The organism is Ruegeria sp. YTSA144 (assembly GCF_059610125.1).
Window position 1 is genome coordinate 28,446 of sequence record NZ_JBXWNA010000005.1, and the last position, 20,916, is coordinate 49,361.

Genomic DNA, 20,916 nt, shown 5'->3' on the forward strand with positions numbered 1-20,916 from the left:
AATTCACCCAGAGGGTTGGCCCGTGCTGCGCTATTTCATCATTCTGCTTGTATCTCTTTCGCTCGGCGCCTGTGTTGACCGGACGGTGTCCGAGGTCGTGCCAAGTGCCATGAATGTCGGCACACCCGAAACCATCTTCGCAAGCACGACCCGCGCGCGTGAGGCTGACGGATCTTATGGATTCCGACGCGGTGAAACGCTCAAGTTTCTGGAAACGACTGTTTCGATTCCACCGACGCATACGCCGGGTACGCTCCGTTTTTCCTACGCAAACCCGAATCCGCGGAAGGAATTCGTTCTGGCAGACGTGACCGAGTTGGATGGACCGCAGGGGCTGCACAAGCATCTGCGAGGACAGGATGACGTCACGATCTTTGTGCACGGCTACAATTCGACCCAGACCGAAACGATCTTCCGCGCGGCGCAGCTGACACATGACATCGGCCTCCCCGGATCAACGCTGGTGTATTCGTGGCCAAGCCGTGCGACGGGATATGGATACGCCTATGATCTGGACAGTATGCTGTTCGCCCGCGACGGGTTGGAACAGACCATCCGCGAGTTGAAAGCCATGGGTGTCAAACGCGTTATTCTGGTCGCGCATTCCATGGGCGGTGCGTTGGCGATGGAAATGATGCGACAAACCGAACTGCAAGAACCCGGCTGGGCCAACCGAAACATCGATGGGGTCGTGCTGATCTCACCCGATCTGGATCTCGATCTGTTTCGCTCGCAGATGAAACGTATCGACAACCCACCCGATCCGTTCATCGTAATGGTGTCCCAAAAGGACAAGATCCTGAACATCTCGGGCCGCTTGCGTGGCACTGATGAGGGCCAGCGATTGGGGAACATCAGTTCGGTCGACTCACTCAAGGAATTTCCGATCAGTGTGATCGACACGACCGCTTTCAACAGCGACGCGGCGTCCTCTCATTTCGTTGCCGCGACCTCCCCGGCTTTGTTGTCGATCCTCAACTCGTTGCGGCGTGTCAACAATACCTTCGGGCGGGAAGACCGACCGGCCATCGATATTCTGGTGCCACCTACCGAACGCAATCCAGATGGTGCTACTGAAATTGTTCTGACGGAAACCGGGCAGGCACGGGTCAGCTCTCCGTGACGCAGTTCAAGCTGCGTCGGTATCTTCTGGACAATGCCACCTGGCTTGGCGCCGGCGTTCTTCTGACGTTTTTGTCCAGCTTCGGGCAGACCTTCTTCATCTCGATCTTTGCCGGTGAGATCCGCGCGGAATTCGGTCTCGGCCACGGTGCATGGGGTGGGCTGTACACATTGGGCACAACCCTGTCGGCCATCGTGATGATCTGGGCCGGAGGGCTAACGGACATCTTTCGCGTCCGGGTGCTGGGTCCGGTGGTTCTGACCGGGTTGACCCTGGCCGCCCTTGCCATGGCGCTGAATACCTGGCTGCTACTGTTGCCGGTGGTGATTTTTCTGCTGCGCCTTCTCGGTCAGGGGATGAGCACGCATCTGGCCGCGGTCGCCATGGCGCGGTGGTTCACGGTCACGCGGGGCAAGGCGCTTTCCATTGCATCCATCGGCTATGCCATCGGTGAGGCCTTGCTGCCCCTGATCTTTGTTGCGGCCATGGTTTACATGGACTGGCGTTGGCTGTGGGTCGTCGCGGCGGGGATGACCGCCTTGGGAATTCCCGTGTTGATGCGACTGTTGCGCGAGGAACGAACACCGCAAAGCCTTGCCAGCAAATCCTCTGCCATTGGGATGCAGGGTCGCCATTGGAGCCGTCGCGACGCGCTGTTTGACCCCTTGTTCTGGTTCATGGTGCCCGCCGTGCTTGCGCCATCGGCATTCATTACCGCGTTTTTCTTCCATCAGGTCTATTTCGCTGAGGTCAAAGGCTGGCAGCATATTCAACTGGTCGCTCTGTTCCCGATCTTTACCGGAGTATCGCTGCTGTCGATGTTTGCTGCGGGCTGGGCATTGGACAAATGGGGCACTGCGCGCATCATGCCATACTATCAACTTCCGATGGCGGTTGGGTTCGTGGTTCTGGGCATGACTGAATCAATCAGCGGCGCGACGGTTGGGTTGGTGTTTCTTGGCCTGACGGTCGGAGCAAACAGCACTTTGCCCAGCGCGTTCTGGGCAGAATTCTATGGGACCCGGCATATCGGCGCCATAAAGTCGTTGGCTGCGGCTGTCATGGTACTGGGGTCAGCCATCGGCCCCGGTCTGACCGGCGTTCTGATTGACCTTGGTTTCTCGCTGAGCATTCAGTTTTTCTGGATAGGCCTGTTTTTCGTGCTGGTATGCGCCTTGGTTTGGGTCGGTGTTTCCCGCGCCCGCCGCGACCTTTAGCGCGCGCGCCTGAGATATACGTAATACGCCCCGTCTCCGCCGTGGCTTATATGAGCCGGCGTGACCTGCAACACCGCCTGGGCCAGCGGTGGAATCGACAACCAGTGAGGAACCTGATTTCGCAGAACACCGCGCGGCGTCGGAATCGGACCGGGCTCGTCCCGATCCTTGCCTTTGCCGGTCACGACCAAAACCAGACGCTTTCCCTGTGCCTGCGCGCTCAGGATAAATCGGATCAGCGCCGGATGGGCCGAAGCGACCCGCATACCGTGCAGATCCAGCTTGCCTTCGGGTTTCAGCTTGCCGCGCTTCATCCGGCCAAAGGCCTTGTTGTCCATCTGAACCGGTGCATTGCGCAGCGCATCCGTCACCGAAGGTTTCAGATCATTCGGTTTCGGATTCGACTGAAAGGTCTGTCCAAGTTCGAATGCCTGAAAACGCGGTTTCGGGGTTTTCTTGGGCTTGGGTTTCGGCAAAGAGGTCGGATGGACCGTCTGCGGGATTTCCGGGTGCAGCCTCTCGGCCTGTTTGGCGACCTTGCGCCACAGCTCGATCTCTTCGTTTGTCAGTTTGCGCCGGGTCATCAGAATTCATCCGGCAGCAGGGCATAGGCACGCTGGATGGGCAGCAACAGCACCATCCGGCCCGGATCCTTCAGCTTGCCCGCGGCCTGACCGGCTTCGTCCCCCGTTCCGAAAAAGATATCAGCCCGTTGCGCGCCTTTGATGGCCGCACCTGTATCCTGCGCGATCATCAGGCGGCGGATCGATTCCTTGCCGTCCTTTTCCACCCAAACCGGCGCACCCAGCGGGGTATAGGCCGGATCGACCGCGATGCTGCGCATGGTCGTTATGGATCGGTTCATGGCACCCAGCGGTCCAAGCTCGGGCGCGACACGCGAAACTTCGCGGAAAAACACGTATGAGGGGTTGTGGAGCAGCAATTCCGCACCGGCCTCGGGGTTCTTGCGCACCCAGGCGCGGATCATCTGCGCGCTGACCTCATGCGCGCCAAGAATACCGCGCCGCACCAGTTCCACGCCAATTGACCTGTAGGGATGCCCGTTCGCACCACCATACCCGACGCGCAAAGCCCCCCCATCCGGCAATCGAACACGACCCGAACCCTGGATTTGCAAGAAAAACAACTCTACGGGGTCATCGACCCAGGCAATCTCAAGCCCTCGGCCCTGCATGACATCACTGGTCAGGATTTCTCGCCGGCTCAGCCAGGCCCCCTCAGCGCGGGCCTCGGGCGGCATTTTGTAGATGGGGTACCTGAAACGATCCGTCCGGGTACGCGCACCATCAAGTTCGGGTTCGAAATACCCCGTGAACAGGGCATCCTCACCATCCTCGACCAGAACAGGGCGAAAAAAGAGCTCAAAGAACGACCGTGCCGCTTCGGCATCATAGGTTCTTGCCACACCGCACAGGGCCCGCCAATCGGGATCTTTCAGATCACCGCAGGTGTTCAGAAAAACAGAAAGGGCTGCACCGTGGTCATCCTCGGCCCAGCCATGCAGATCATCGAACGACAGAATGGATCGCGTTGCCTCGGCTCCGGCAGCGCTGGCAGCGGTCATTGCACCCACCAGTAAAAGCGACCGGAGCGTGGCAATCATGCGTCCGTGGCAACAAGCAGCCAGTTCGGATCGTCCTTGCCCATCACACGGGCAAAGGTCCAGCTGTCCTTTTGGCGTTTCACGGTATTGGGGCTGCCTTCGACGATATCGCCACCGCGATCCCGCACGACCGATGTCAGTTCACCCACGAATTTCATGGTGATTTCGGCCTGATTGGTATCCTTGTCGAACTTCACATCCGTCAGGGTCGTCTCTCGGACACCGATAAACTCGGCCTCGATCGTCAGGCCCTGGTCTTCTCGTGCGGCGACGCCCGCAACGAAGGATTCAAAAACTTCTTCCGACAGGAACGGTTGGATCTCGTCCAGGTTTCCCTTTTCATACCCCATCAGGATCATTTCATAGGCACCGCGCGCACCCTGAACAAACTCGGTGACGGAAAAACTGGGTTCAACCCGTTTCATCGCCGCCAGCGTTTGTGCCAGCTCGCTGTCTTCCGGGACATGGTCTGTGATGTCATGATCCGGGCCGCCTTCGATCACTTCGAAATCGCGGCGCGACTTATGCGCTTCGGGCTGCTGCTGCACAGGCGGTTTTTCAAAACCTTCACGCGTGCCCAACACGCTCTTGAGGCGCAGGATCAGGAAAACGGCAATTCCGGCCAGGACCAGCAACTGGATCATGGGTTCGTTCATTTCATCCTCTTTTCAGAACCGCGGCTTTGTATACGCGGCCTCATGCCACTATGTAGGTGACCGTAGGTGGCAAGTCCACAGCCCGGCCTAAGGGAAAGGATAACGCAAATGTATCTGTTCTTGGCATTTTTGTTGGTGCCCATCATCGAGATTGCGCTGTTTATTCAGGTTGGCGGGTTGATCGGCTTGTGGCCAACCCTTGCCATCGTAGTACTGACGGCGGTTTTGGGCACTGTTTTGGTGCGGACACAAGGTCGCATGGCGTTGGGAAACCTGCAACGGTCGTTTGCCGAACTGGACGACCCGACCGAGCCGCTGGCGCATGGTGCGATGATCCTGTTGTCGGGTGCTTTGTTGCTTACACCGGGATTTTTCACTGACGCCATTGGATTTGCGTTGCTTGTTCCGGGCGTACGGGTTGCGGTTTTCAGGTACCTCAGATCGAAAGTCACCGTTACCCAGTTTCAGATGGGTCAGGGCCCCGGTTTTCGGTCACGGGAAAATCCGTTCGATCAGGGTGACATCATAAACGGCGACTTTACCGAGGTCCGCCCGAAAAATGATCCGTCAAAGCCGTCTAAATGGGTGGAAGGCCCCCACCGGCATTGAGGTGCCGCGCCCAACTTGATAAGCAGTGGCGAATTTCATTTTTGGAGTAGATCCATGGCCGAAGAAAAAGCTGCAGAAAACACTGCGGCCAAAGCCGCCCCGCAAGTTCAGATGCGTGTTCTGGGGCAGTTCATCCGCGACATGTCCTTTGAAAACGTGATGGCCCAGAAGGGTGTTTCCGGTGACGTACAGCCCGAAATCGCGGTTCAGGTGAATCTGGACGCCAAGAAACGCCCGACAGACCACCAGTTCGAAGTGTCGATCAAGCTGAACCTGACATCCAAAGCCAAAGGTTTGGAAGACGTTCTGTTCCTGTGTGAGCTGGACTATTGCGGCCTGTTCCACGTGGAAGGTGTGCCGGAAGACCAGTTGCACCCGTTCCTGATGATCGAATGCCCGCGGATGCTGTTCCCGTTCCTGCGCCGCATCGTCAGCGACATCACCCGTGACGGCGGTTTCCCACCGGTGAATCTGGACAATATCGATTTCGTCGCCCTGTATCGCAACGAATTGATGCGTCGTCAGGCCGAACAGTCCCAGAAGACAGACGCCTGAGGTTTTGGCCCGTACCTGACGGGTTCAGGGGCGGGTCCACAGGGCATTGTCGCCCAGTTTTTCGATGAACGCGTCATGTGCCGCGCGTTCATCCTCGGTAATACGAGACGGCAGCGGCGTGGCTCGTGGTGCCGGTCGCCAATCATCGCCGCCGCCTGCCACGGATGATGCAGATGTTGACAGTCCAAAATCGGGCTGTCGTCCTCCGATCAGCTCAAGATAAACCTCGGCCAGAATTTCAGAGTCGAGCAACGCGCCGTGCAGAACACGGTTCGAGTTGTCGATATTGAAGCGACGGCAAAGCGCATCCAGTGAAGCCGGAGAGCCGGGGAACCGTTTGCGCGCAATCGCCAGCGTATCCAGCGCCTGTTCCATCGGGATGAGCGGGGCACCCATCCATTTCAGTTCGGCATTCAGGAACTTCATGTCGAAAGATGCATTGTGGATCACCAGCCGCGCATCGCCGACGAATTCGCGAAAAGCGTGTCCGATCTTGGCGAAAACCGGTTTGTCTTTCAGCGTCACTTCACCTTTTTCCGGCGGACGTGGGTTTTCCAACAGGTCCGGGCCGATGCCATGCACGCCAAATGCCTCTTCCGGCATCGAACGTTCAGGGTTGATGTAGACGTGATACGTCTCACCCGTTGCGACGTGGTTCCACAGTTCAACCGCGCCGATTTCCACGATCCGATCGCCGCTTTCGGGATCGAAACCCGTGGTTTCGGTGTCGAGTACAATTTCACGCATCTGCCATCCCCGCCCGTATCTGCCTGACCACATCCTGCACCTGCGCGCGGGCGTGGTCCAGAGTGTCGGTCACGATGACGTAATCCGACCGCGCGCATTTTTCTTCATTCGGCATCTGCTTGGCGCGGATTTGCTCAAACTGCGCCTCGGTCATTGTGCCCCGTTCCATGACACGCCGCTTTTGCTCGTCGGCCGGGATCGAAACACACGCCACCGCGTCCATCGCCGCGTCACCGCCCGTTTCAAACAAAAGCGGAATGTCGAACACCAGGATGTCGTGTGTCGCGGTTTCACGAAATGCTGCGCGGTCAGCAGCGACCAGAGGGTGAACGATGGCTTCGATGGCCTTCAGCGCAGCGGGATCGGCGGCAATAATCTGTTTCAGTGCCTCCCGGTTGACCGCACTGTCCTGTATGGCCGCCGGAAACAGTCGTTCCATGGGGCCAACGGCCGCGCCCCCCCTGGAATACAGGCGATGCACCGCCGCATCCGCATCCCACAGGGCACAGCCTTCTTCGACGAACATCTGCGCCGTTGTGCTTTTCCCCATGCCGATGGAACCGGTCAGGCCAAGCGCGAAACTCATGCCAAGGCCGCCGCACGCGCATCAGCATCAACTTCGGGGCGCACACCGAACCAGCGTTCGAAACCGGGTACCGCCTGGTGCAACAACATGCCCAGCCCATCGACTGCGGTGCATCCAGCCTGTTCTGCGGTTTGCAACAGGCGGGTTTTCAAAGGTGCATAAACCAGATCCGTTACCACGGCACCGGGCTGCAGCCCATCGAGTGGAACCCGCAATTCCGGTTGACCCTGCATGCCCAACGAGGTGGTGTTCACCACGAGCTCTGCGTTTTCGATGACATTTCCGGCCTGAACCCAATCCACCACGCGGATACGTTGGCCGAATTCCTCTTTCAGATGATCCGCACGGGCGCGGGTTCGGTTGGTCAGCAGGATTTCCGGGACACCCGCGTCTGACAATGCCTGCAACACGGCGCGCGCGGCCCCTCCGGCCCCGAATACAACAGCCGGCCCGTCCTTTGCATTCCAGTCCGGTGCACCAGTGCGAAGGTTCTCCATGAACCCGTACCCGTCAGTGTTATCCGCGTGGATCGAGCCATCTTCACGAAAGACCAGAGTGTTCGCAGCACCTATCACCGTCGCACGGTCAGACGCATGATCCGCGATCTTCAAGGCGGCTTCCTTGTGGGGAACGGTCACATTGGCGCCGACAAAACCCGCCTTGGGCAGGGTGCGCAGCACGACTTCCAGATCGGCGGGTGCCACATCCATCGGGATGTAATGACCGGCAAGACCGTATGTCTTCAGCCAATGACCATGCAGTTTGGGGGATCGTGAGTGACCAATGGGATGTCCAATCACACCGGCCAAAGGAACCCGATAGTCCGTCATTGATCGATTACCCCTTTGACAGCCAGAAAGTTGAGCAGCTCCAACAGGGGCATACCCAAAACGTTAAAATAGTCGCCGTCAATGGTGGCGAACAGGCGGACACCTTCTTCCTCCAGCTTGTAGGCTCCGACAGCATGCCGGATACTGTCCCAGTTTCGCGCCACATAGTCTTTCAGATAGGCGTCGGAACTGGCCCGCATCCGCAACCGCACCTGCCCTACATGCCGCCAGATCGGCTCTCCATTCTGATAGATCACGGCCGCGGACAAAAGCATGTGCCGTTTGCCTCGCATGGCTTTCAGCTGGGCCAACGCCTGTTCGGGGGTTTCCGGCTTCGACATCAGCTGACCGTCAAAGTCCAGTACCTGATCACATCCCAGAACCATGGATCCGGGGTTTTTGTCGCTGACCTTCCGTGCCTTCATTTCTGCGAGTGTATCGGCAATGTCCCGTGGAGATGCGTTTTCAGCCAGCAGGGCGCGTTTGGCCGTCTCTTCATCCACGCGCGCGGTTTGAACCATGAACGGTACGCCTGCATTTTCAAGCAGCTGCGCGCGAATGGCGGACCCGGAAGCAAGAAGAATGGGGACAGACATGTGGAAAACCCCGTGCGCAAATCATTGAGAGTTCAGGGATGCTTTGTATGGGTTTCCGGTTGACACGCAACCCCGTGGATTTCGCGCCAGAGATCCCCGAGTCGCTCAAATCCCATCCCGTCCGGACAAGGATAAGTCAGTTTCTCTGGAAAACCTCGATATCCCGAATTCTCCTACCAGTTATCCCCAAGTGAAACAAGGAAGAATGAGAATAAACCATTGATTTTAAATGTTTAAAATATCCACCAACAGAATCACCAGAAGAATTCCGTGATCTGTCCACCTGGGGAAAACGCTTGTGTAAAAAAGTAATCCACGGATTTTGCTCACCCTACAAAACCATCATCCTTTTTCTTTTCTTATTTTTTTATTAGGGAGGGTTCCGAACAACGCCCGGAGCCGAAATGACCGATCTTCTTTTCACACTGTATCCGTGGGTGAAGTCACTTCATATCATGGCGGTGATTTCCTGGATGGCAGGCCTGTTCTATCTGCCCAGGTTGTTTGTCTATCACGTTGAAAAAGCTCAGGCCGTCGATGGCGCACAGGAAATTTTCTTTGAAATGGAAGAAAAGCTGCTGCGTGTGATCATGGGCCCGGCGATGATCGTAGCGTGGGTCTGTGGTTTGATCATGGTGTTTACGCCGGGCATCGTGGGGTGGGAATGGAGCTGGCCCTGGGTCAAGGGCGCCGCCGTGATCGGCATGACATGGTTTCATCACTGGTTGATGGCGCGACGCAAGGATTTCCTGGAAGGGCGAAACAAGCTCACTGGGCGGCAGTTTCGCATGATGAACGAGGTCCCGACCGTTTTGATGGTTGCCATCGTTCTGGCGGTCGTTCTGAAGTTCTGAGGGCCTGTTTGACTCCGAACCGCACTGCGCTTATGTAGGGATCAACACGCCCGTCCGGGCGGCGTATCTTCCATACTGAAATTCCACTTCGTGCCGCGCTGTGAGCGGTGAAGGTATATATCATGACAACCGAATCCCTGAATCTTGCTGATCTGAAAGCCAAAAGCCCCAAAGACCTTCTGGCGATGGCCGAAGAACTGGAGATCGAAAACGCCTCGACCATGCGTAAGGGCGAGATGATGTTCCAGATTCTGCGTGAACGCGCGGATGAGGGCTGGACCGTCGGTGGCGATGGCGTGCTTGAAGTGCTTCAGGACGGTTTCGGTTTCCTGCGCTCGCCCGAGGCGAACTATCTGCCCGGCCCGGATGACATCTATGTCTCACCCGAGATGATCCGCCAGCACTCGTTGCGGACAGGGGATACCGTCGAAGGCGAGATCAAGGCTCCGGATGAGAATGAGCGCTATTTCGCGCTGACGAAGGTGACCAAGATCAACTTCGAAGATCCGGAAAAGGCCAAGCACAAGATCCTGTTCGACAACCTGACGCCGCTCTACCCGGATGAGCGGCTGAAGATGGAGATCGAGGATCCGACCATCAAGGACAAGTCCGCCCGCGTGATCGACCTGGTCGCGCCGATCGGCAAGGGCCAGCGGTCGTTGATCGTGGCGCCGCCGCGAACCGGTAAGACGGTGATCCTGCAAAACATCGCGCATTCGATCGAACGCAACCACCCGGAATGCTACCTGATCGTGCTGCTGATCGACGAACGCCCCGAAGAGGTGACGGACATGCAGCGTTCGGTGAAGGGCGAGGTGGTGTCTTCGACCTTTGATGAACCGGCGTCGCGTCACGTTGCCGTGTCGGAAATGGTGATCGAAAAAGCCAAGCGTCTGGTTGAGCATAAACGAGATGTTGTTATTCTTCTCGACTCGATCACAAGACTTGGTAGAGCCTTTAACACCGTGGTCCCATCCTCGGGCAAGGTTCTGACCGGTGGTGTGGACGCAAACGCCCTGCAACGGCCCAAGCGGTTCTTTGGTGCGGCGCGGAACATTGAGGAAGGCGGATCGCTGACCATCATCGCAACCGCACTGATTGATACCGGCAGCCGGATGGACGAAGTCATCTTCGAAGAATTCAAAGGTACGGGTAACTCGGAAATCGTTCTGGATCGCAAGATCGCAGACAAGCGTGTGTTCCCGGCCATCGACATCCTCAAATCCGGCACCCGGAAAGAGGACCTGCTGGTCGACAAGGGCGACCTGGCCAAGACCTTCGTTCTGCGGCGTATCCTCAACCCGATGGGCACGACCGACGCAATCGAGTTCTTGCTGTCCAAGTTGAAGCAGACAAAGACAAACAGCGAATTCTTCGATTCCATGAACACCTGATACTGGTCTTTAACTCTAGCGAGGCCTTCGAATGGATACGATATTCGCCTTGGCCAGCGCGCAGGGCAAAGCCGGGGTGGCGGTCATCCGTCTCTCGGGTCCGGACTCCCATTCAGCAGCGGCGCGCCTGACGGGTGGTGCGCTGCCAAAGCGTGGCATGGTCCTTCGCACTCTGACCGATCATGGCGGAGCACGTTTGGACGACGGATTGATCTTGACCTTCCAGGCCCCGGCCAGTTTTACCGGTGAGGACGTGGCCGAGCTTCAGATTCATGGAAGCACCGCCTCGGTCAACGCCGTGCTGCGTTGCCTGTCGGATACGGAAGGATTGCGCATCGCTGAACCGGGTGAGTTCACACGCCGGGCACTGGAAAACGGCAAGATGGACCTGACTCAGGTTGAAGGCCTGGCCGATCTAATTGATGCAGAAACGGAAGCACAACGTAAGCAGGCTCAGACCATTCTGGCGGGCGAGCTGGGCACATTGGCTGAACGGTGGCGTCGGGATCTGATACGGGCTGCGTCCCTGTTGGAGGCTGTCATCGACTTTGCTGATGAAGAAGTTCCAACCGATGTGACGCCGGAAGTACGCGCGCTGATCCAAGGCGTCATGTCGGACCTTCATCGTGAAGCAGATGGCGTCAAGATTGCCGAGCGAATTCGTACAGGGTTCGAGGTTGCGATCGTCGGCCTTCCAAATGCGGGAAAATCCACCCTTTTGAATGCCTTGGCAGGCCGTGAGGCGGCCATCACTTCGGAATATGCCGGGACCACGCGTGATGTGATCGAAGTTCGCATGGATCTGGCTGGTCTACCGGTGACCTTGCTGGATACTGCGGGGTTGCGACAGACCGAAGATCATGTCGAAAACCTGGGCATCGAGCTTGCGCGCAGCAGAGCGGAGGCCGCCGATCTTCGCGTTTTCCTGTCTGAAACACCGAAGGACCTGGGGGTGGAAATGCGGGAAGATGATATACATGTTTTGCCCAAAGCAGACCTTCGGGGGATCGAGGGGAAGGGTGTGTCAGGGAAAACAGGTCAGGGAATAGATGCGCTAGTAGACCAGATATCGTGTGTGCTGCGTCAGCGAACTACTACCCATGGTATTGCAACTCGGGAACGTCACCGCATTGCAATCACCAGAGCATTGGACTCACTCACATCTGCAATCTCGGTTCTGGAATCAGGCCCAGACCTGTATGATATTGCGGCAGAGGAGCTGAGAACCGCCATTCGTGCCCTTGAATCCCTGGTGGGCAGAATAGACGTGGAAACTCTGTTGGATGAAATCTTCTCCAGCTTCTGTTTGGGAAAATGAGGAGTGTTTCACGTGAAACATTCGAAGTTTGATGTCATCGTCATCGGCGCAGGTCACGCCGGAACCGAGGCTGCTCATGCATCAGCCAGAATGGGCGCGATAACTGCGCTGGTAACGCTGTCTGCAACCGACATTGGCGTCATGTCCTGCAATCCGGCGATTGGCGGTTTGGGGAAGGGCCATCTTGTGCGTGAGATTGACGCTTTGGATGGTGTCATGGGGCGCGTGGCGGATCAGGCGGGCATTCAGTTTCGTTTGTTGAACCGTCGAAAAGGGCCCGCCGTTCAGGGGCCGAGAGCGCAGGCGGATCGCGCCCTTTATCGTCATGCCATGCAACAGGTAACGGAGAAACAGGATAACCTGTCCGTCGTTGTCGGAGAGGTTGTCGATTTCCTGATGAACGGCAAAAAGGTTGCAGGTGTTGTTCTTTCCGATGGATCAGAAATTTCAGCGCGCGCCGTTATCCTGACGTCTGGTACGTTTCTAAGGGGCGTCATCCATATCGGTGACGTGTCTCGCCCAGGTGGGAGAATGGGGGATCGGCCTTCCATCAAGCTGGCCGAGCGGTTGGATGGATACGATCTTCCCATGGGGCGATTGAAAACCGGCACACCGCCGCGTCTGGATGGACGAAGCATTGATTGGTCCGATCTTGAAAGGCAGGACGGCGACGATGAGCCAACCCTGTTTTCTTTCATGTCGAAAACCGTTGTCGCGCCCCAGATTTCTTGCGGAATTACGCATACAAATGCGCGAACACATGAGATCATTGCGGCGAATCTTTCGAAATCTGCCATGTATGGTGGTCACATCGATGGGGTAGGCCCGCGTTATTGCCCCTCGATCGAAGACAAGATCGTACGCTTCGCAGACAAGGAATCGCATCAAATCTTTCTCGAGCCCGAAGGGGTCAATGATCACACGATCTATCCGAACGGTATATCGACGTCATTGCCGCAAGACGTTCAGCTGGACTATGTGCGATCGATTAAGGGTCTGGAGAATGCAGAGATTCTGCAACCGGGATATGCGATCGAATACGACTATGTTGATCCGCGCGTCCTGAGCGCTTCTTTGTCCTTGCCAGCTGTTCCCGGACTATATCTAGCGGGTCAGATAAATGGAACCACAGGATATGAGGAAGCCGCGGCTCAGGGCATGGTGGCCGGCCTCAATGCGGCGTTGGAGACCCAAGGGCGGGAGCCCATCCATTTTACGCGATCCGACAGTTATATTGGCGTGATGATCGATGATTTGACAACTCGAGGAGTTGCCGAACCTTACCGCATGTTCACGTCACGCGCGGAATTCCGGCTATCCCTGCGCGCCGACAATGCCGACCAACGGCTGACACCGCTTGGTTTGGAATTGGGGTGCGTCGGACAGGAGCGTAAAGTTCAGTTCGAAGAAAAAATGCACCAACTTGAGAGTGTGAAGTCAAAGCTGACGGAACGGACTTATACGCCCAAGGAAGTTCTTGCCGCTGGTATAAACGTTAATCAGGATGGAAACCGTAGGGATGGGATGGCAATTCTGGCATTCCCTGATACTTCGTTTGAAGATTTGTTGCCCCTTGTTCCTGATTTACAAGACGTTGATCCAAAAATCCGCCTCCAGATCGAGCGGGACGCCTTGTATGCCAATTACATTGCGAGACAAAAGCGTGACGTCGAAGCAATGAAACGGGATGAATCCTATGTCATCCCCCATGAGTTCGACTATTTTGCTTTGGACGGTCTGTCTTCGGAGATGAAACAGAAACTGTCGCAAGCCAAACCCGCAAATATCGCTCAGGCAAGCCGTGTTGAGGGGGTCACGCCCGCAGCGCTGACGCTTGTTCTGGCAAAACTGCGCCGGGATCAAAGAGCTCGCCAAGCATGATGGTTGATTATTCGAAGTTTGAGGACCTGAATGTTTCACGTGAAACATTCGAGCGCCTTGTAACCTATGTTGATCTGGTGAAACGTTGGAATCCTAAGATCAACCTCGTGTCGCGGAACAGCTTGGAGAATATCTGGGACCGGCATATTCTGGATTCCGTGCAAGTCTATCGGTGCGCTGACAGTTTTGACACCTGGGCGGACCTGGGAAGTGGCGGCGGATTCCCCGGTATGGTCTGCGCCATCATCGCTGCGGAGGAAAACCCAGGCGCCGCATTCAACATGATCGAGAGCGACCAGCGGAAATCGGCTTTCTTACGCAGCGTTGCGCGGGAATGCGGCATAAAATGCACGGTGATTTCAAAAAGGATTGAAATGGTTGATCCTTTGGCTGCTAGCATAGTTTCCGCCCGAGCACTGGCTGACTTGCGCACCTTGTTGTCCTTTTGTGACAGGCATTTACGCACCGACGGGACAGCGTTGTTGCCCAAAGGTGCAAATTGGAAAAAAGAGCTGGAAGACGCACGTGAGGAATGGAATTTCCAGGCTGAGGCGATTACAAGTTTAACTGAACCTCAAGCCGTTATCCTTAAGATAAATGGAGTATCACGTGGTTGATTTGTCTCGACCTTCAGGGCCTCGGATAATTGCTGTTGCCAATCAGAAGGGTGGGGTCGGGAAAACAACCACAGCTATCAATCTTGCTGCTGGGTTGGCAGAGGCCGGTTGCAGAGTTCTGGTGGTTGATCTCGATCCACAGGGGAACGCGTCAACCGGTTTGGGTGTCGAAGATCGAGACTGGACAACTTATGATCTGATCCTCGACGACGCGCCACTGGAGGCCGTTGTTCAGGAGACTGAAATTGAAGGTCTTTTCGTTGTCCCGGCCACCGTTGATCTGAGTTCCGCCGATATCGAACTGATCTCAAACGAAAAACGCAGCTATCTTTTGCATGATGCTTTGCGGCAGACAGCCATAGACGCGTTTGAACTGGATTTCGTGCTTATCGACTGCCCGCCGTCCTTAAATTTGCTGACCGTGAATGCAATGGTCGCTTCGCATTCGGTGCTTGTGCCGTTGCAGAGCGAATTCTTTGCCCTTGAAGGCCTGTCGCAATTGATGCTGACGATTCGAGAGGTTCGTCAAACGGCGAATCCAGATCTGAGAATCGAAGGTGTTGTGTTGACCATGTATGACAACCGCAACAACTTGTCCCGCCAGGTTGAAAAGGACGCGCGTGACAATCTGGGTGAGATGGTTTTTAAAACCAAGATACCCAGAAATGTGCGGGTCAGCGAAGCGCCGTCATATGCGCTGCCTGTTTTGCAATATGACTCGGGCTCGCTTGGGGCCATGGCCTATCGGCATCTTGCTCGCGAGATCATGCACAAGAACAATAAGACCGCTGCCTGAGCGGGAACGAGGAGGGCGACATGAGCGCCAAGAAAGCAAAGTCCAGAGGTTTGGGGCGGGGGTTGTCTGCCCTAATGGCGGATGTGAATCCTGAATCGGAAGGTCGGATTCCAACGGATGCACGCAGACCTGATCTGAAAGTCCCGATTGAAAAACTGAAAGCCAACCCCAACCAGCCGCGCCGGACATTCATGCCCGAGCAGTTGGACGAGCTGGCAGCGTCGGTTAAGGAAAAAGGCATCATTCAGCCGTTGATCGTTCGCGCGACGGGTTCCGACGAATACGAAATCGTCGCGGGGGAACGCCGTTGGCGCGCGGCGCAGATGGCGCAGCTGCATGATATCCCGGTGATTGTACGTGATTTCGATGATACGGAAGTGTTGGAAGTTGCGATTATCGAAAACATCCAACGCGCGGATCTGAACGCGGTGGAAGAGGCCGCCGGTTACAAGCAGTTGATGGACCGGTTTGGTCACACACAGGAAAAGCTCGCCGAGGCCCTGGGTAAAAGCCGAAGCCATATCGCAAATCTTTTGCGGCTTCTGTCCTTGCCGTTGGATGTGCAAACCCTTGTTATTGAAGGAAAATTATCCGCAGGCCACGCCAGGGCACTGATTACGGCGGAAAATCCGTCGGAACTTGCGAAACAGATCGTCAAGGATGGCTTGTCGGTGCGCGCGACCGAGGCTTTGGTCAAAAAACAGCAACAAGGCAGTGCCGAGCGCTCTGCACCTCGCGCCAGAAATCTGGATGCTGGAAAGGATGCAGACACACGTGCGTTGGAAAAAGACCTGTCTGCGATCCTGGCGATGAAAGTGTCGATCAATCACAAGGCCGGAACGGAAACAGGGCAAGTTGTTCTGACCTACGAAAACCTGGATCAGTTGGACGACTTGTGCGCCAAGCTCAGCCGTTAGGCCGTGACCAGATAAAGATCATGACGCCGCCCAGCACAACCGCCTGAATGATCAACACAAAAGGCGGTGCTGACAGCAAAACAGAGAGTCCGAAAACGGCGGCGATCGAGACGGTTGCCGCCCTTTTTGCGACCGGTCGAATGGCACCGGAACTTTGCCAATCAAGAATCAATGGCCCAAAAAGGTTATGGGTCACAAGCCAATTGTGCAGCCGCGAGGATGAGCGGGCGAAGAAAAACGCGGCAAGCAGAAGAAAAGGCACCGTTGGAAGAAGGGGCAGGACAACCCCAACAGCCGCCATGGCAACACAAAGCAATCCCAGTCCGGCCCAAAGATACTGCATGCTCAGTCCAACAGCTCCCGGATGACTGCGTTCAATACGGCGCGCCCGTCTGATGTGGCGATGAGACGCCCGTTGCTGTGCTGAACCATGTTGATGTCGGTCAGGTGATCTATGGCTTCAGAGGGAAGAGGGCGGCCAGAGAGGGCTTGCCACCTATCTATATCTAGCCCCTCAGCAATTCTCATACCCATCATAAGGTATTCATTTGCCTGATCTTCAAGTGGCAACGCGCTGCGGTTCTTTTCACCATTGCCTTGATTGGCGGCATCAAGCCAACGCCGGGGGTTCAGATGCGTTTCGGTCGCGTATTTCTGACCATTCAGGGTAATCCTCCCATGGGCGCCGGGGCCGATGCCGACATAATCGCCGTACCGCCAGTAAATCAGGTTGTGCTGCGACTCTGCGCCCGGGCGTGCATGGTTCGAAACTTCATAGGCCGGCAAGCCATGTGCTTCGCATATTTCCTGAGTGACCAGATACATGTCGGCGGCACTGTCATCTTCGGGCAGGCCGCGTAACTTACCTAGGGCATACCGATCCCCAAAGGCCGTCCCGTCTTCGATCGTCAATTGATAGAGCGACAGGTGATCTATGGCCATCGACAGCGCTTCGGTCAGTTCCTTTTGCCAGGCGTCCAGCGTCTGGTGTTGGCGCGCATAGATCAGGTCAAAGCTGACCCGGTTGAAACAGGTGCGGGCGATGTCAAAGGCGGCGCGTGCTTCTGCCACGGTGTGGATGCGGCCCAGTCGCCTGAGATCTTCGTCATTCATCGCCTGAATGCCCATCGAAACCCGGTTCACGCCCGCATCGCGATAGGCGGCGAACCGTCCGGCCTCGACCGAACCGGGATTGGCCTCGAGGGTGACTTCCATGTCATTGGCGGGCCGCCACAGGGCGCGGGCGGTGTCGATCACGGCGGCCACGGTCTCGGGCGCCATCAATGACGGGGTGCCGCCGCCAAAGAAGATCGTGTTCAGAACCCGGTCGGGCGTTTCGGCAGCAGATCGGTGAAGCTCGGATAGATAGGAGTCAAGCCATTGTTTTTGATCAATATTTTTGGAAACATGGCTGTTGAAGTCGCAATAGGGGCACTTGGCCTCGCAAAAGGGCCAATGCACGTACAGGCCAAAGCCCCCGTTGCGCCAATCATCCGCCAAAGCAGCCTTTCACGAACATTTCCACCGCGCGACCGCGATGGCTGATCTTGTTCTTTTCCCAGCGATCCATTTCGGCAAAGGTAATGTCATATCCTTCGGGGACAAACATCGGGTCATAGCCGAACCCGTCCTTGCCACGAATCGGCCAGACCAGATGACCGGGCGCGACGCCTTCGAACACTTCGTCGTGCCCGTCGGGCCAGGCCAGAACCAGTGTGCAGCGGAATTGAGCCGTGCGCGGATGCGGCGCGTTTTTTGCTTCGAGCTCATCATGGGCGCGGGTCATGGCCATCAGAAAATCACGGCCGTTGCCGGTTTCTGCCCAATCGGCGGTGTAAACACCCGGTGCGCCGTTCAGCGCATCGATCGTGATCCCGGAATCGTCCGACAAAGCGGGCAGGCCGGTGGCTTTGGCGGCCGCATGGGCCTTGATCCGCGCATTGCCGACAAAGGTGTCCTCGGTCTCTTCGGGTTCTGGCAGGTTCAGTTCGCCGGCACCGACGACTGTCACGCCGAAGGGCTCGAGCAGATGCGCCATCTCCTCGAGCTTGCCTTTGTTGTGGGTGGCGACCAGCAATCTGTCGCCGTCGAACTTGCGGGTCATGCGGTGGCGGCCTTTTGCGCGGCCGCCAGTTCCGACACGCCTTTTTCCGCCAGATCCATCAGTTGATCCATTTGGGCGCGGCTGAAGACCGAGCCTTCGGCGCTCATCTGTACTTCGATCAGTTTGCCGGATCCGGTCATGATGAAGTTGCCATCTACGCCCGCTTCGCTGTCTTCGGGGTAATCAAGGTCCAGCACCGGCTGACCTGCATAAATACCACAGGACACGGCCGCGACCGGATCAACCAGCGGGTCCGAGATCACATCGCCGGCCTTCACCAACTTGTTCACCGCCAGCCGCAGCGCGACCCAGCCGCCGGTGATCGAGGCGCAGCGGGTGCCGCCATCGGCCTGGATCACATCACAGTCCACGGTGATCTGACGCTCACCCAGAGCAACCCGATCAACGCCGGCGCGCAGGGCGCGGCCGATCAGGCGCTGGATTTCGACCGTACGGCCCCCCTGTTTGCCCGCGGCCGCCTCGCGCCGCATCCGCGTATTGGTGGCACGAGGCAACATGCCGTATTCGGCTGTGACCCATCCCAGGCCCGAGCCCTTGATAAACGGCGGCACGCGATCTTCGATCGTGGCGGTGCACAAAACATGCGTGTCGCCCATTTTGATCAGGCAGGAACCTTCGGCATGTTTCGTGACTCCCGTCTCGATTGAAACGGCGCGCATTTCACTTAAATCTCTTCCAGAGGGTCGCATCGGAATTCCTTTGTTTGCTGGGTTGGGGATAACGCCCCGCAGCGTTACGATGCAACCCCGATTGACCTTTCATTTGCCTGCTATTTAATGACAAGCGAGCAAGGGAACACGGATGAGCGAAGCGAGCAAGATACTGGACGAGATGAACGACCGGTCACGAGAAGTGTTCCGGCTGATTGTCGAGAGCTATCTGGAAAGCGGAGAGCCCGTCGGCAGCCGTACTTTGACACGTACGTTGTCCGAAAAAGTCAGCGCCGCAACTGTCCGCAATGTGATGCAGGATCTGGAGTTTCTGGGCCTTCTGGACAGCCCCCATGTCAGCGCCGGTCGAATCCCGACGCAGCAAGGTCTGAGAATGTTTGTGGACGGATTGCTTGAGGTCGGCGACCTGGGTGCAGATGACCGGCAGAAACTGGAACAGACATTAGGCTCTAACACGGGTGATGTTGGTGGAATGCTGGACCGTGTCGGGTCTGCCTTGTCAAACGTGACACAAGGGGCCTCGCTGGTTTTGACGCCCAAGCATGAATCGGAAATCAAGCATATCGAATTTGTTTCTCTGGGCCATGACCGGGCTTTGGTGGTTTTGGTTTTCTCGGACGGACATGTGGAAAACCGGCTGTTCACGCCGCCGCCCGGGCAAACGCCCAGTTCAATGCGCGAGGCCGCGAATTTCCTGAACGCACTTATCGAGGGGCGGACACTCAGCGAAGTGCGGCGGCAGATGCAGACTCAGATCGATGCGCGTATGCAGGAAATCGACACCCTGGCGCGTGAGATGGTCGAAAGCGGAATGGCCGTTTGGGACGGAGATGGAAGCGACTCGGCCCGATTGATCGTGCGCGGGCGCGCGAATCTTTTGAACGAACCCGGTCAGGCCGAGGAACTTGACCGCATCCGCACCCTGTTCGATGACCTTGAACGCAAGCGAGACATCGCCGAATTCCTTGAATTGACCGAAGAAGGCGAGGGTGTGCGCATTTTTATCGGGTCTGAGAACAAACTTTTCTCACTTTCGGGTTCCTCTTTGGTGGTGTCTCCTTATATGAACGCTGATCGAAAGATAATCGGTGCGGTTGGGGTTATCGGACCCACCCGTCTGAATTATGGGCGGATCGTACCGATCGTGGACTATACGGCGCAACTGGTCGGCAAGCTGATATCCGACCGGAGCTAGAGGGTAAAAGATGGCAGAGCCGAAGAACGAAGATTTTCTGGACGATATCGCAACCGCTGAGGCCGAGGAACTGGCCGACGAGCTGATGGATATCAGCGAAGAAGAACTGGAACTGGACGCGCTGCGGGCCGAACGGGATGACTATAAAGACAAGTTCATGCGCGCGCTGGCGGATGCTGAAAACATGCGCAAGCGGAGTGAAAAGGCGCGCCGCGATGCGGAACAGTATGGCGGGTCCAAGCTGGCCCGCGATATGCTGCCCGTCTATGACAACATGAAACGGGCCCTTGATGCTGCGACGGATGAGCAGAAAGAAGTGGCTGCTGGTCTGCTGGAAGGCGTCGAACTGACCATGCGTGCATTGAAGGACGTGTTCCACAAGCATGGTATCGAAGTGATCACGCCCGAAGTGGGCGACCGGTTTGATCCGAACGTGCACGAGGCCATGTTCGAGGCGCCTGTTCCCGGAACCAAGGCAGGAGACATCATTCAGGTGTCCGCCGAAGGTTTTATGTTGCACGATCGCCTGCTGCGTCCGGCACAGGTGGGCGTGTCGTCAACCCCGGCAAGCTGATACGCGCCCCTTGGGCGCGTGCCTTCGGCGA

At 56.8% G+C, this 20,916-nt stretch carries 24 protein-coding genes; 13 read left to right on the plus strand and 11 right to left on the minus strand.

Annotated elements, in window-relative coordinates; all coding sequences use genetic code 11:
- The first annotated feature begins 1 nt into the window (after position 1).
- Together AC2FF8_RS12060 and AC2FF8_RS12065 are read left to right on the plus strand one after the other, a co-directional pair.
- Positions 2-1,123 carry an alpha/beta hydrolase gene (locus AC2FF8_RS12060; RefSeq protein ID WP_496879915.1) on the plus strand — a complete coding sequence of 374 codons (1,122 nt, stop codon included), beginning with the start codon at positions 2-4 and terminating at the stop codon, positions 1,121-1,123.
- Positions 1,120-2,340, plus strand: coding sequence for an MFS transporter (locus AC2FF8_RS12065; RefSeq protein ID WP_496879803.1), 1,221 nt, complete (start codon positions 1,120-1,122; stop codon positions 2,338-2,340). Before AC2FF8_RS12060 ends, AC2FF8_RS12065 begins: the two co-directional genes overlap by 4 nt.
- On the opposite strand, the gene AC2FF8_RS12070 is transcribed toward AC2FF8_RS12065, so the two are convergent.
- The 3 genes from AC2FF8_RS12070 to AC2FF8_RS12080 are packed head-to-tail and all read right to left on the minus strand — an operon-like array spanning position 2,337 to position 4,620.
- A complete protein-coding gene (locus AC2FF8_RS12070) occupies positions 2,337-2,924 on the minus strand; it encodes a Smr/MutS family protein (protein WP_171635352.1) in 588 nt (195 codons plus the stop codon). The two genes, AC2FF8_RS12065 and AC2FF8_RS12070, sit on opposite strands and share 4 nt — an antisense overlap.
- On the minus strand, positions 2,924-3,964 hold the full coding sequence (gene mltA, locus AC2FF8_RS12075; protein WP_170345863.1) for a murein transglycosylase A: 1,041 nt from the start codon (positions 3,962-3,964) through the stop codon (positions 2,924-2,926). The genes AC2FF8_RS12070 and mltA overlap by 1 nt, the downstream gene beginning before the upstream one ends.
- Positions 3,961-4,620 carry a Tim44/TimA family putative adaptor protein gene (locus AC2FF8_RS12080; RefSeq protein ID WP_170345861.1) on the minus strand — a complete coding sequence of 220 codons (660 nt, stop codon included), beginning with the start codon at positions 4,618-4,620 and terminating at the stop codon, positions 3,961-3,963. Before AC2FF8_RS12080 ends, mltA begins: the two co-directional genes overlap by 4 nt.
- 108 nt (positions 4,621-4,728) lie before the next feature.
- Between AC2FF8_RS12080 and AC2FF8_RS12085 the strand changes: the two genes are divergently transcribed.
- Together AC2FF8_RS12085 and secB are read left to right on the plus strand one after the other, a co-directional pair.
- Positions 4,729-5,229, plus strand: coding sequence for an FxsA family protein (locus AC2FF8_RS12085; protein WP_496879804.1), 501 nt, complete (start codon positions 4,729-4,731; stop codon positions 5,227-5,229).
- Positions 5,230-5,283: 54 nt separating this feature from the next.
- Complete coding sequence (gene secB / locus AC2FF8_RS12090; RefSeq protein WP_171230153.1) at positions 5,284-5,784, plus strand: protein-export chaperone SecB; 501 nt, start codon at positions 5,284-5,286, stop codon at positions 5,782-5,784.
- 24 nt (positions 5,785-5,808) lie between these two features.
- Here secB and dnaQ read toward each other — a convergent pair whose 3' ends face one another.
- From dnaQ to AC2FF8_RS12110, 4 genes are read right to left on the minus strand one after another with little or no spacing between them, the layout of a single operon-like run.
- On the minus strand, positions 5,809-6,531 hold the full coding sequence (gene dnaQ / locus AC2FF8_RS12095; RefSeq protein ID WP_170345857.1) for a DNA polymerase III subunit epsilon: 723 nt from the start codon (positions 6,529-6,531) through the stop codon (positions 5,809-5,811).
- Positions 6,524-7,117, minus strand: coding sequence for a dephospho-CoA kinase (coaE, locus tag AC2FF8_RS12100; protein WP_496879805.1), 594 nt, complete (start codon positions 7,115-7,117; stop codon positions 6,524-6,526). Before coaE ends, dnaQ begins: the two co-directional genes overlap by 8 nt.
- The gene (locus AC2FF8_RS12105; protein ID WP_170345853.1) at positions 7,114-7,947 is read right to left on the minus strand and encodes a shikimate dehydrogenase; all 834 of its coding nucleotides are present in this window, start codon (positions 7,945-7,947) and stop codon (positions 7,114-7,116) included. Before AC2FF8_RS12105 ends, coaE begins: the two co-directional genes overlap by 4 nt.
- Positions 7,944-8,543, minus strand: a complete 600-nt coding sequence (locus AC2FF8_RS12110) for a Maf family protein (protein ID WP_496879806.1) — start codon at positions 8,541-8,543, stop codon at positions 7,944-7,946. Before AC2FF8_RS12110 ends, AC2FF8_RS12105 begins: the two co-directional genes overlap by 4 nt.
- A gap of 404 nt (positions 8,544-8,947) precedes the next feature.
- Here AC2FF8_RS12110 and AC2FF8_RS12115 point away from each other — a divergent pair, with 404 nt between their 5' ends.
- The 7 genes from AC2FF8_RS12115 (at position 8,948) to AC2FF8_RS12145 (ending at position 16,320) form a co-directional block, all read left to right on the plus strand.
- Positions 8,948-9,397, plus strand: a complete 450-nt coding sequence (locus tag AC2FF8_RS12115; protein WP_170345850.1) for a CopD family protein — start codon at positions 8,948-8,950, stop codon at positions 9,395-9,397.
- 122 nt (positions 9,398-9,519) lie between these two features.
- A complete protein-coding gene (gene rho, locus AC2FF8_RS12120; RefSeq protein ID WP_170345848.1) occupies positions 9,520-10,791 on the plus strand; it encodes a transcription termination factor Rho in 1,272 nt (423 codons plus the stop codon).
- A gap of 31 nt (positions 10,792-10,822) precedes the next feature.
- Positions 10,823-12,109 (plus strand): tRNA uridine-5-carboxymethylaminomethyl(34) synthesis GTPase MnmE, encoded by a 1,287-nt coding sequence (mnmE, locus tag AC2FF8_RS12125; protein WP_496879807.1) that lies wholly within the window; start codon positions 10,823-10,825, stop codon positions 12,107-12,109.
- Positions 12,110-12,121: 12 nt separating this feature from the next.
- Positions 12,122-13,990, plus strand: a complete 1,869-nt coding sequence (gene mnmG, locus AC2FF8_RS12130) for a tRNA uridine-5-carboxymethylaminomethyl(34) synthesis enzyme MnmG (RefSeq protein ID WP_496879808.1) — start codon at positions 12,122-12,124, stop codon at positions 13,988-13,990.
- Positions 13,990-14,607, plus strand: coding sequence for a 16S rRNA (guanine(527)-N(7))-methyltransferase RsmG (rsmG, locus tag AC2FF8_RS12135; protein WP_496879916.1), 618 nt, complete (start codon positions 13,990-13,992; stop codon positions 14,605-14,607). The genes mnmG and rsmG overlap by 1 nt, the downstream gene beginning before the upstream one ends.
- Positions 14,600-15,403: a ParA family protein gene (locus tag AC2FF8_RS12140; RefSeq protein WP_306977794.1), complete on the plus strand. Its 804-nt coding sequence runs from the start codon at positions 14,600-14,602 to the stop codon at positions 15,401-15,403. Before rsmG ends, AC2FF8_RS12140 begins: the two co-directional genes overlap by 8 nt.
- Positions 15,404-15,423: 20 nt before the next feature.
- Positions 15,424-16,320, plus strand: a complete 897-nt coding sequence (locus tag AC2FF8_RS12145) for a ParB/RepB/Spo0J family partition protein (protein WP_425079462.1) — start codon at positions 15,424-15,426, stop codon at positions 16,318-16,320.
- Here AC2FF8_RS12145 and AC2FF8_RS12150 read toward each other — a convergent pair.
- The 4 genes from AC2FF8_RS12150 to rph are packed head-to-tail and all read right to left on the minus strand — an operon-like array spanning position 16,310 to position 19,134.
- Entirely contained in the window at positions 16,310-16,663 is a 354-nt protein-coding gene (locus AC2FF8_RS12150) for a YbaN family protein (RefSeq protein ID WP_170345838.1), read from the minus strand. The genes AC2FF8_RS12145 and AC2FF8_RS12150 overlap by 11 nt on opposite strands.
- Positions 16,664-16,665: 2 nt before the next feature.
- Positions 16,666-17,820, minus strand: coding sequence for a radical SAM family heme chaperone HemW (hemW, locus tag AC2FF8_RS12155; RefSeq protein WP_496879809.1), 1,155 nt, complete (start codon positions 17,818-17,820; stop codon positions 16,666-16,668).
- Complete coding sequence (rdgB, locus tag AC2FF8_RS12160) at positions 17,810-18,424, minus strand: RdgB/HAM1 family non-canonical purine NTP pyrophosphatase (protein WP_257599691.1); 615 nt, start codon at positions 18,422-18,424, stop codon at positions 17,810-17,812. The genes hemW and rdgB overlap by 11 nt, the downstream gene beginning before the upstream one ends.
- Positions 18,421-19,134 (minus strand): ribonuclease PH, encoded by a 714-nt coding sequence (gene rph, locus AC2FF8_RS12165; protein ID WP_496879810.1) that lies wholly within the window; start codon positions 19,132-19,134, stop codon positions 18,421-18,423. Before rph ends, rdgB begins: the two co-directional genes overlap by 4 nt.
- A 112-nt stretch (positions 19,135-19,246) precedes the next feature.
- On the opposite strand from rph, the gene hrcA reads away from it, so the two are divergent.
- The gene (gene hrcA, locus AC2FF8_RS12170) at positions 19,247-20,311 is read left to right on the plus strand and encodes a heat-inducible transcriptional repressor HrcA (protein ID WP_496879811.1); all 1,065 of its coding nucleotides are present in this window, start codon (positions 19,247-19,249) and stop codon (positions 20,309-20,311) included.
- A 10-nt stretch (positions 20,312-20,321) separates the two neighbouring features.
- Positions 20,322-20,885 (plus strand): nucleotide exchange factor GrpE, encoded by a 564-nt coding sequence (locus tag AC2FF8_RS12175; protein ID WP_496879812.1) that lies wholly within the window; start codon positions 20,322-20,324, stop codon positions 20,883-20,885.
- Positions 20,886-20,916: the final 31 nt, after the last annotated feature.

Coding starts and splice junctions, on each gene's coding strand:
- AC2FF8_RS12085 (WP_496879804.1), top strand. CDS start 4,729: ATGTATCTGTTCTTGGCATTTTTGTTGGTGCCCATCATCGAGATTGCG.
- AC2FF8_RS12110 (WP_496879806.1), bottom strand. CDS start 8,543: ATGTCTGTCCCCATTCTTCTTGCTTCCGGGTCCGCCATTCGCGCGCAG.
- AC2FF8_RS12175 (WP_496879812.1), top strand. CDS start 20,322: ATGGCAGAGCCGAAGAACGAAGATTTTCTGGACGATATCGCAACCGCT.
- secB (WP_171230153.1), top strand. CDS start 5,284: ATGGCCGAAGAAAAAGCTGCAGAAAACACTGCGGCCAAAGCCGCCCCG.
- dnaQ (WP_170345857.1), bottom strand. CDS start 6,531: ATGCGTGAAATTGTACTCGACACCGAAACCACGGGTTTCGATCCCGAA.
- mltA (WP_170345863.1), bottom strand. CDS start 3,964: ATGATTGCCACGCTCCGGTCGCTTTTACTGGTGGGTGCAATGACCGCT.
- rdgB (WP_257599691.1), bottom strand. CDS start 18,424: ATGACCCGCAAGTTCGACGGCGACAGATTGCTGGTCGCCACCCACAAC.
- mnmE (WP_496879807.1), top strand. CDS start 10,823: ATGGATACGATATTCGCCTTGGCCAGCGCGCAGGGCAAAGCCGGGGTG.
- rsmG (WP_496879916.1), top strand. CDS start 13,990: ATGGTTGATTATTCGAAGTTTGAGGACCTGAATGTTTCACGTGAAACA.
- AC2FF8_RS12115 (WP_170345850.1), top strand. CDS start 8,948: ATGACCGATCTTCTTTTCACACTGTATCCGTGGGTGAAGTCACTTCAT.
- rph (WP_496879810.1), bottom strand. CDS start 19,134: ATGCGACCCTCTGGAAGAGATTTAAGTGAAATGCGCGCCGTTTCAATC.
- AC2FF8_RS12070 (WP_171635352.1), bottom strand. CDS start 2,924: ATGACCCGGCGCAAACTGACAAACGAAGAGATCGAGCTGTGGCGCAAG.
- AC2FF8_RS12105 (WP_170345853.1), bottom strand. CDS start 7,947: ATGACGGACTATCGGGTTCCTTTGGCCGGTGTGATTGGACATCCCATT.
- hrcA (WP_496879811.1), top strand. CDS start 19,247: ATGAGCGAAGCGAGCAAGATACTGGACGAGATGAACGACCGGTCACGA.
- rho (WP_170345848.1), top strand. CDS start 9,520: ATGACAACCGAATCCCTGAATCTTGCTGATCTGAAAGCCAAAAGCCCC.
- coaE (WP_496879805.1), bottom strand. CDS start 7,117: ATGAGTTTCGCGCTTGGCCTGACCGGTTCCATCGGCATGGGGAAAAGC.
- AC2FF8_RS12080 (WP_170345861.1), bottom strand. CDS start 4,620: ATGAACGAACCCATGATCCAGTTGCTGGTCCTGGCCGGAATTGCCGTT.
- AC2FF8_RS12145 (WP_425079462.1), top strand. CDS start 15,424: ATGAGCGCCAAGAAAGCAAAGTCCAGAGGTTTGGGGCGGGGGTTGTCT.
- AC2FF8_RS12150 (WP_170345838.1), bottom strand. CDS start 16,663: ATGCAGTATCTTTGGGCCGGACTGGGATTGCTTTGTGTTGCCATGGCG.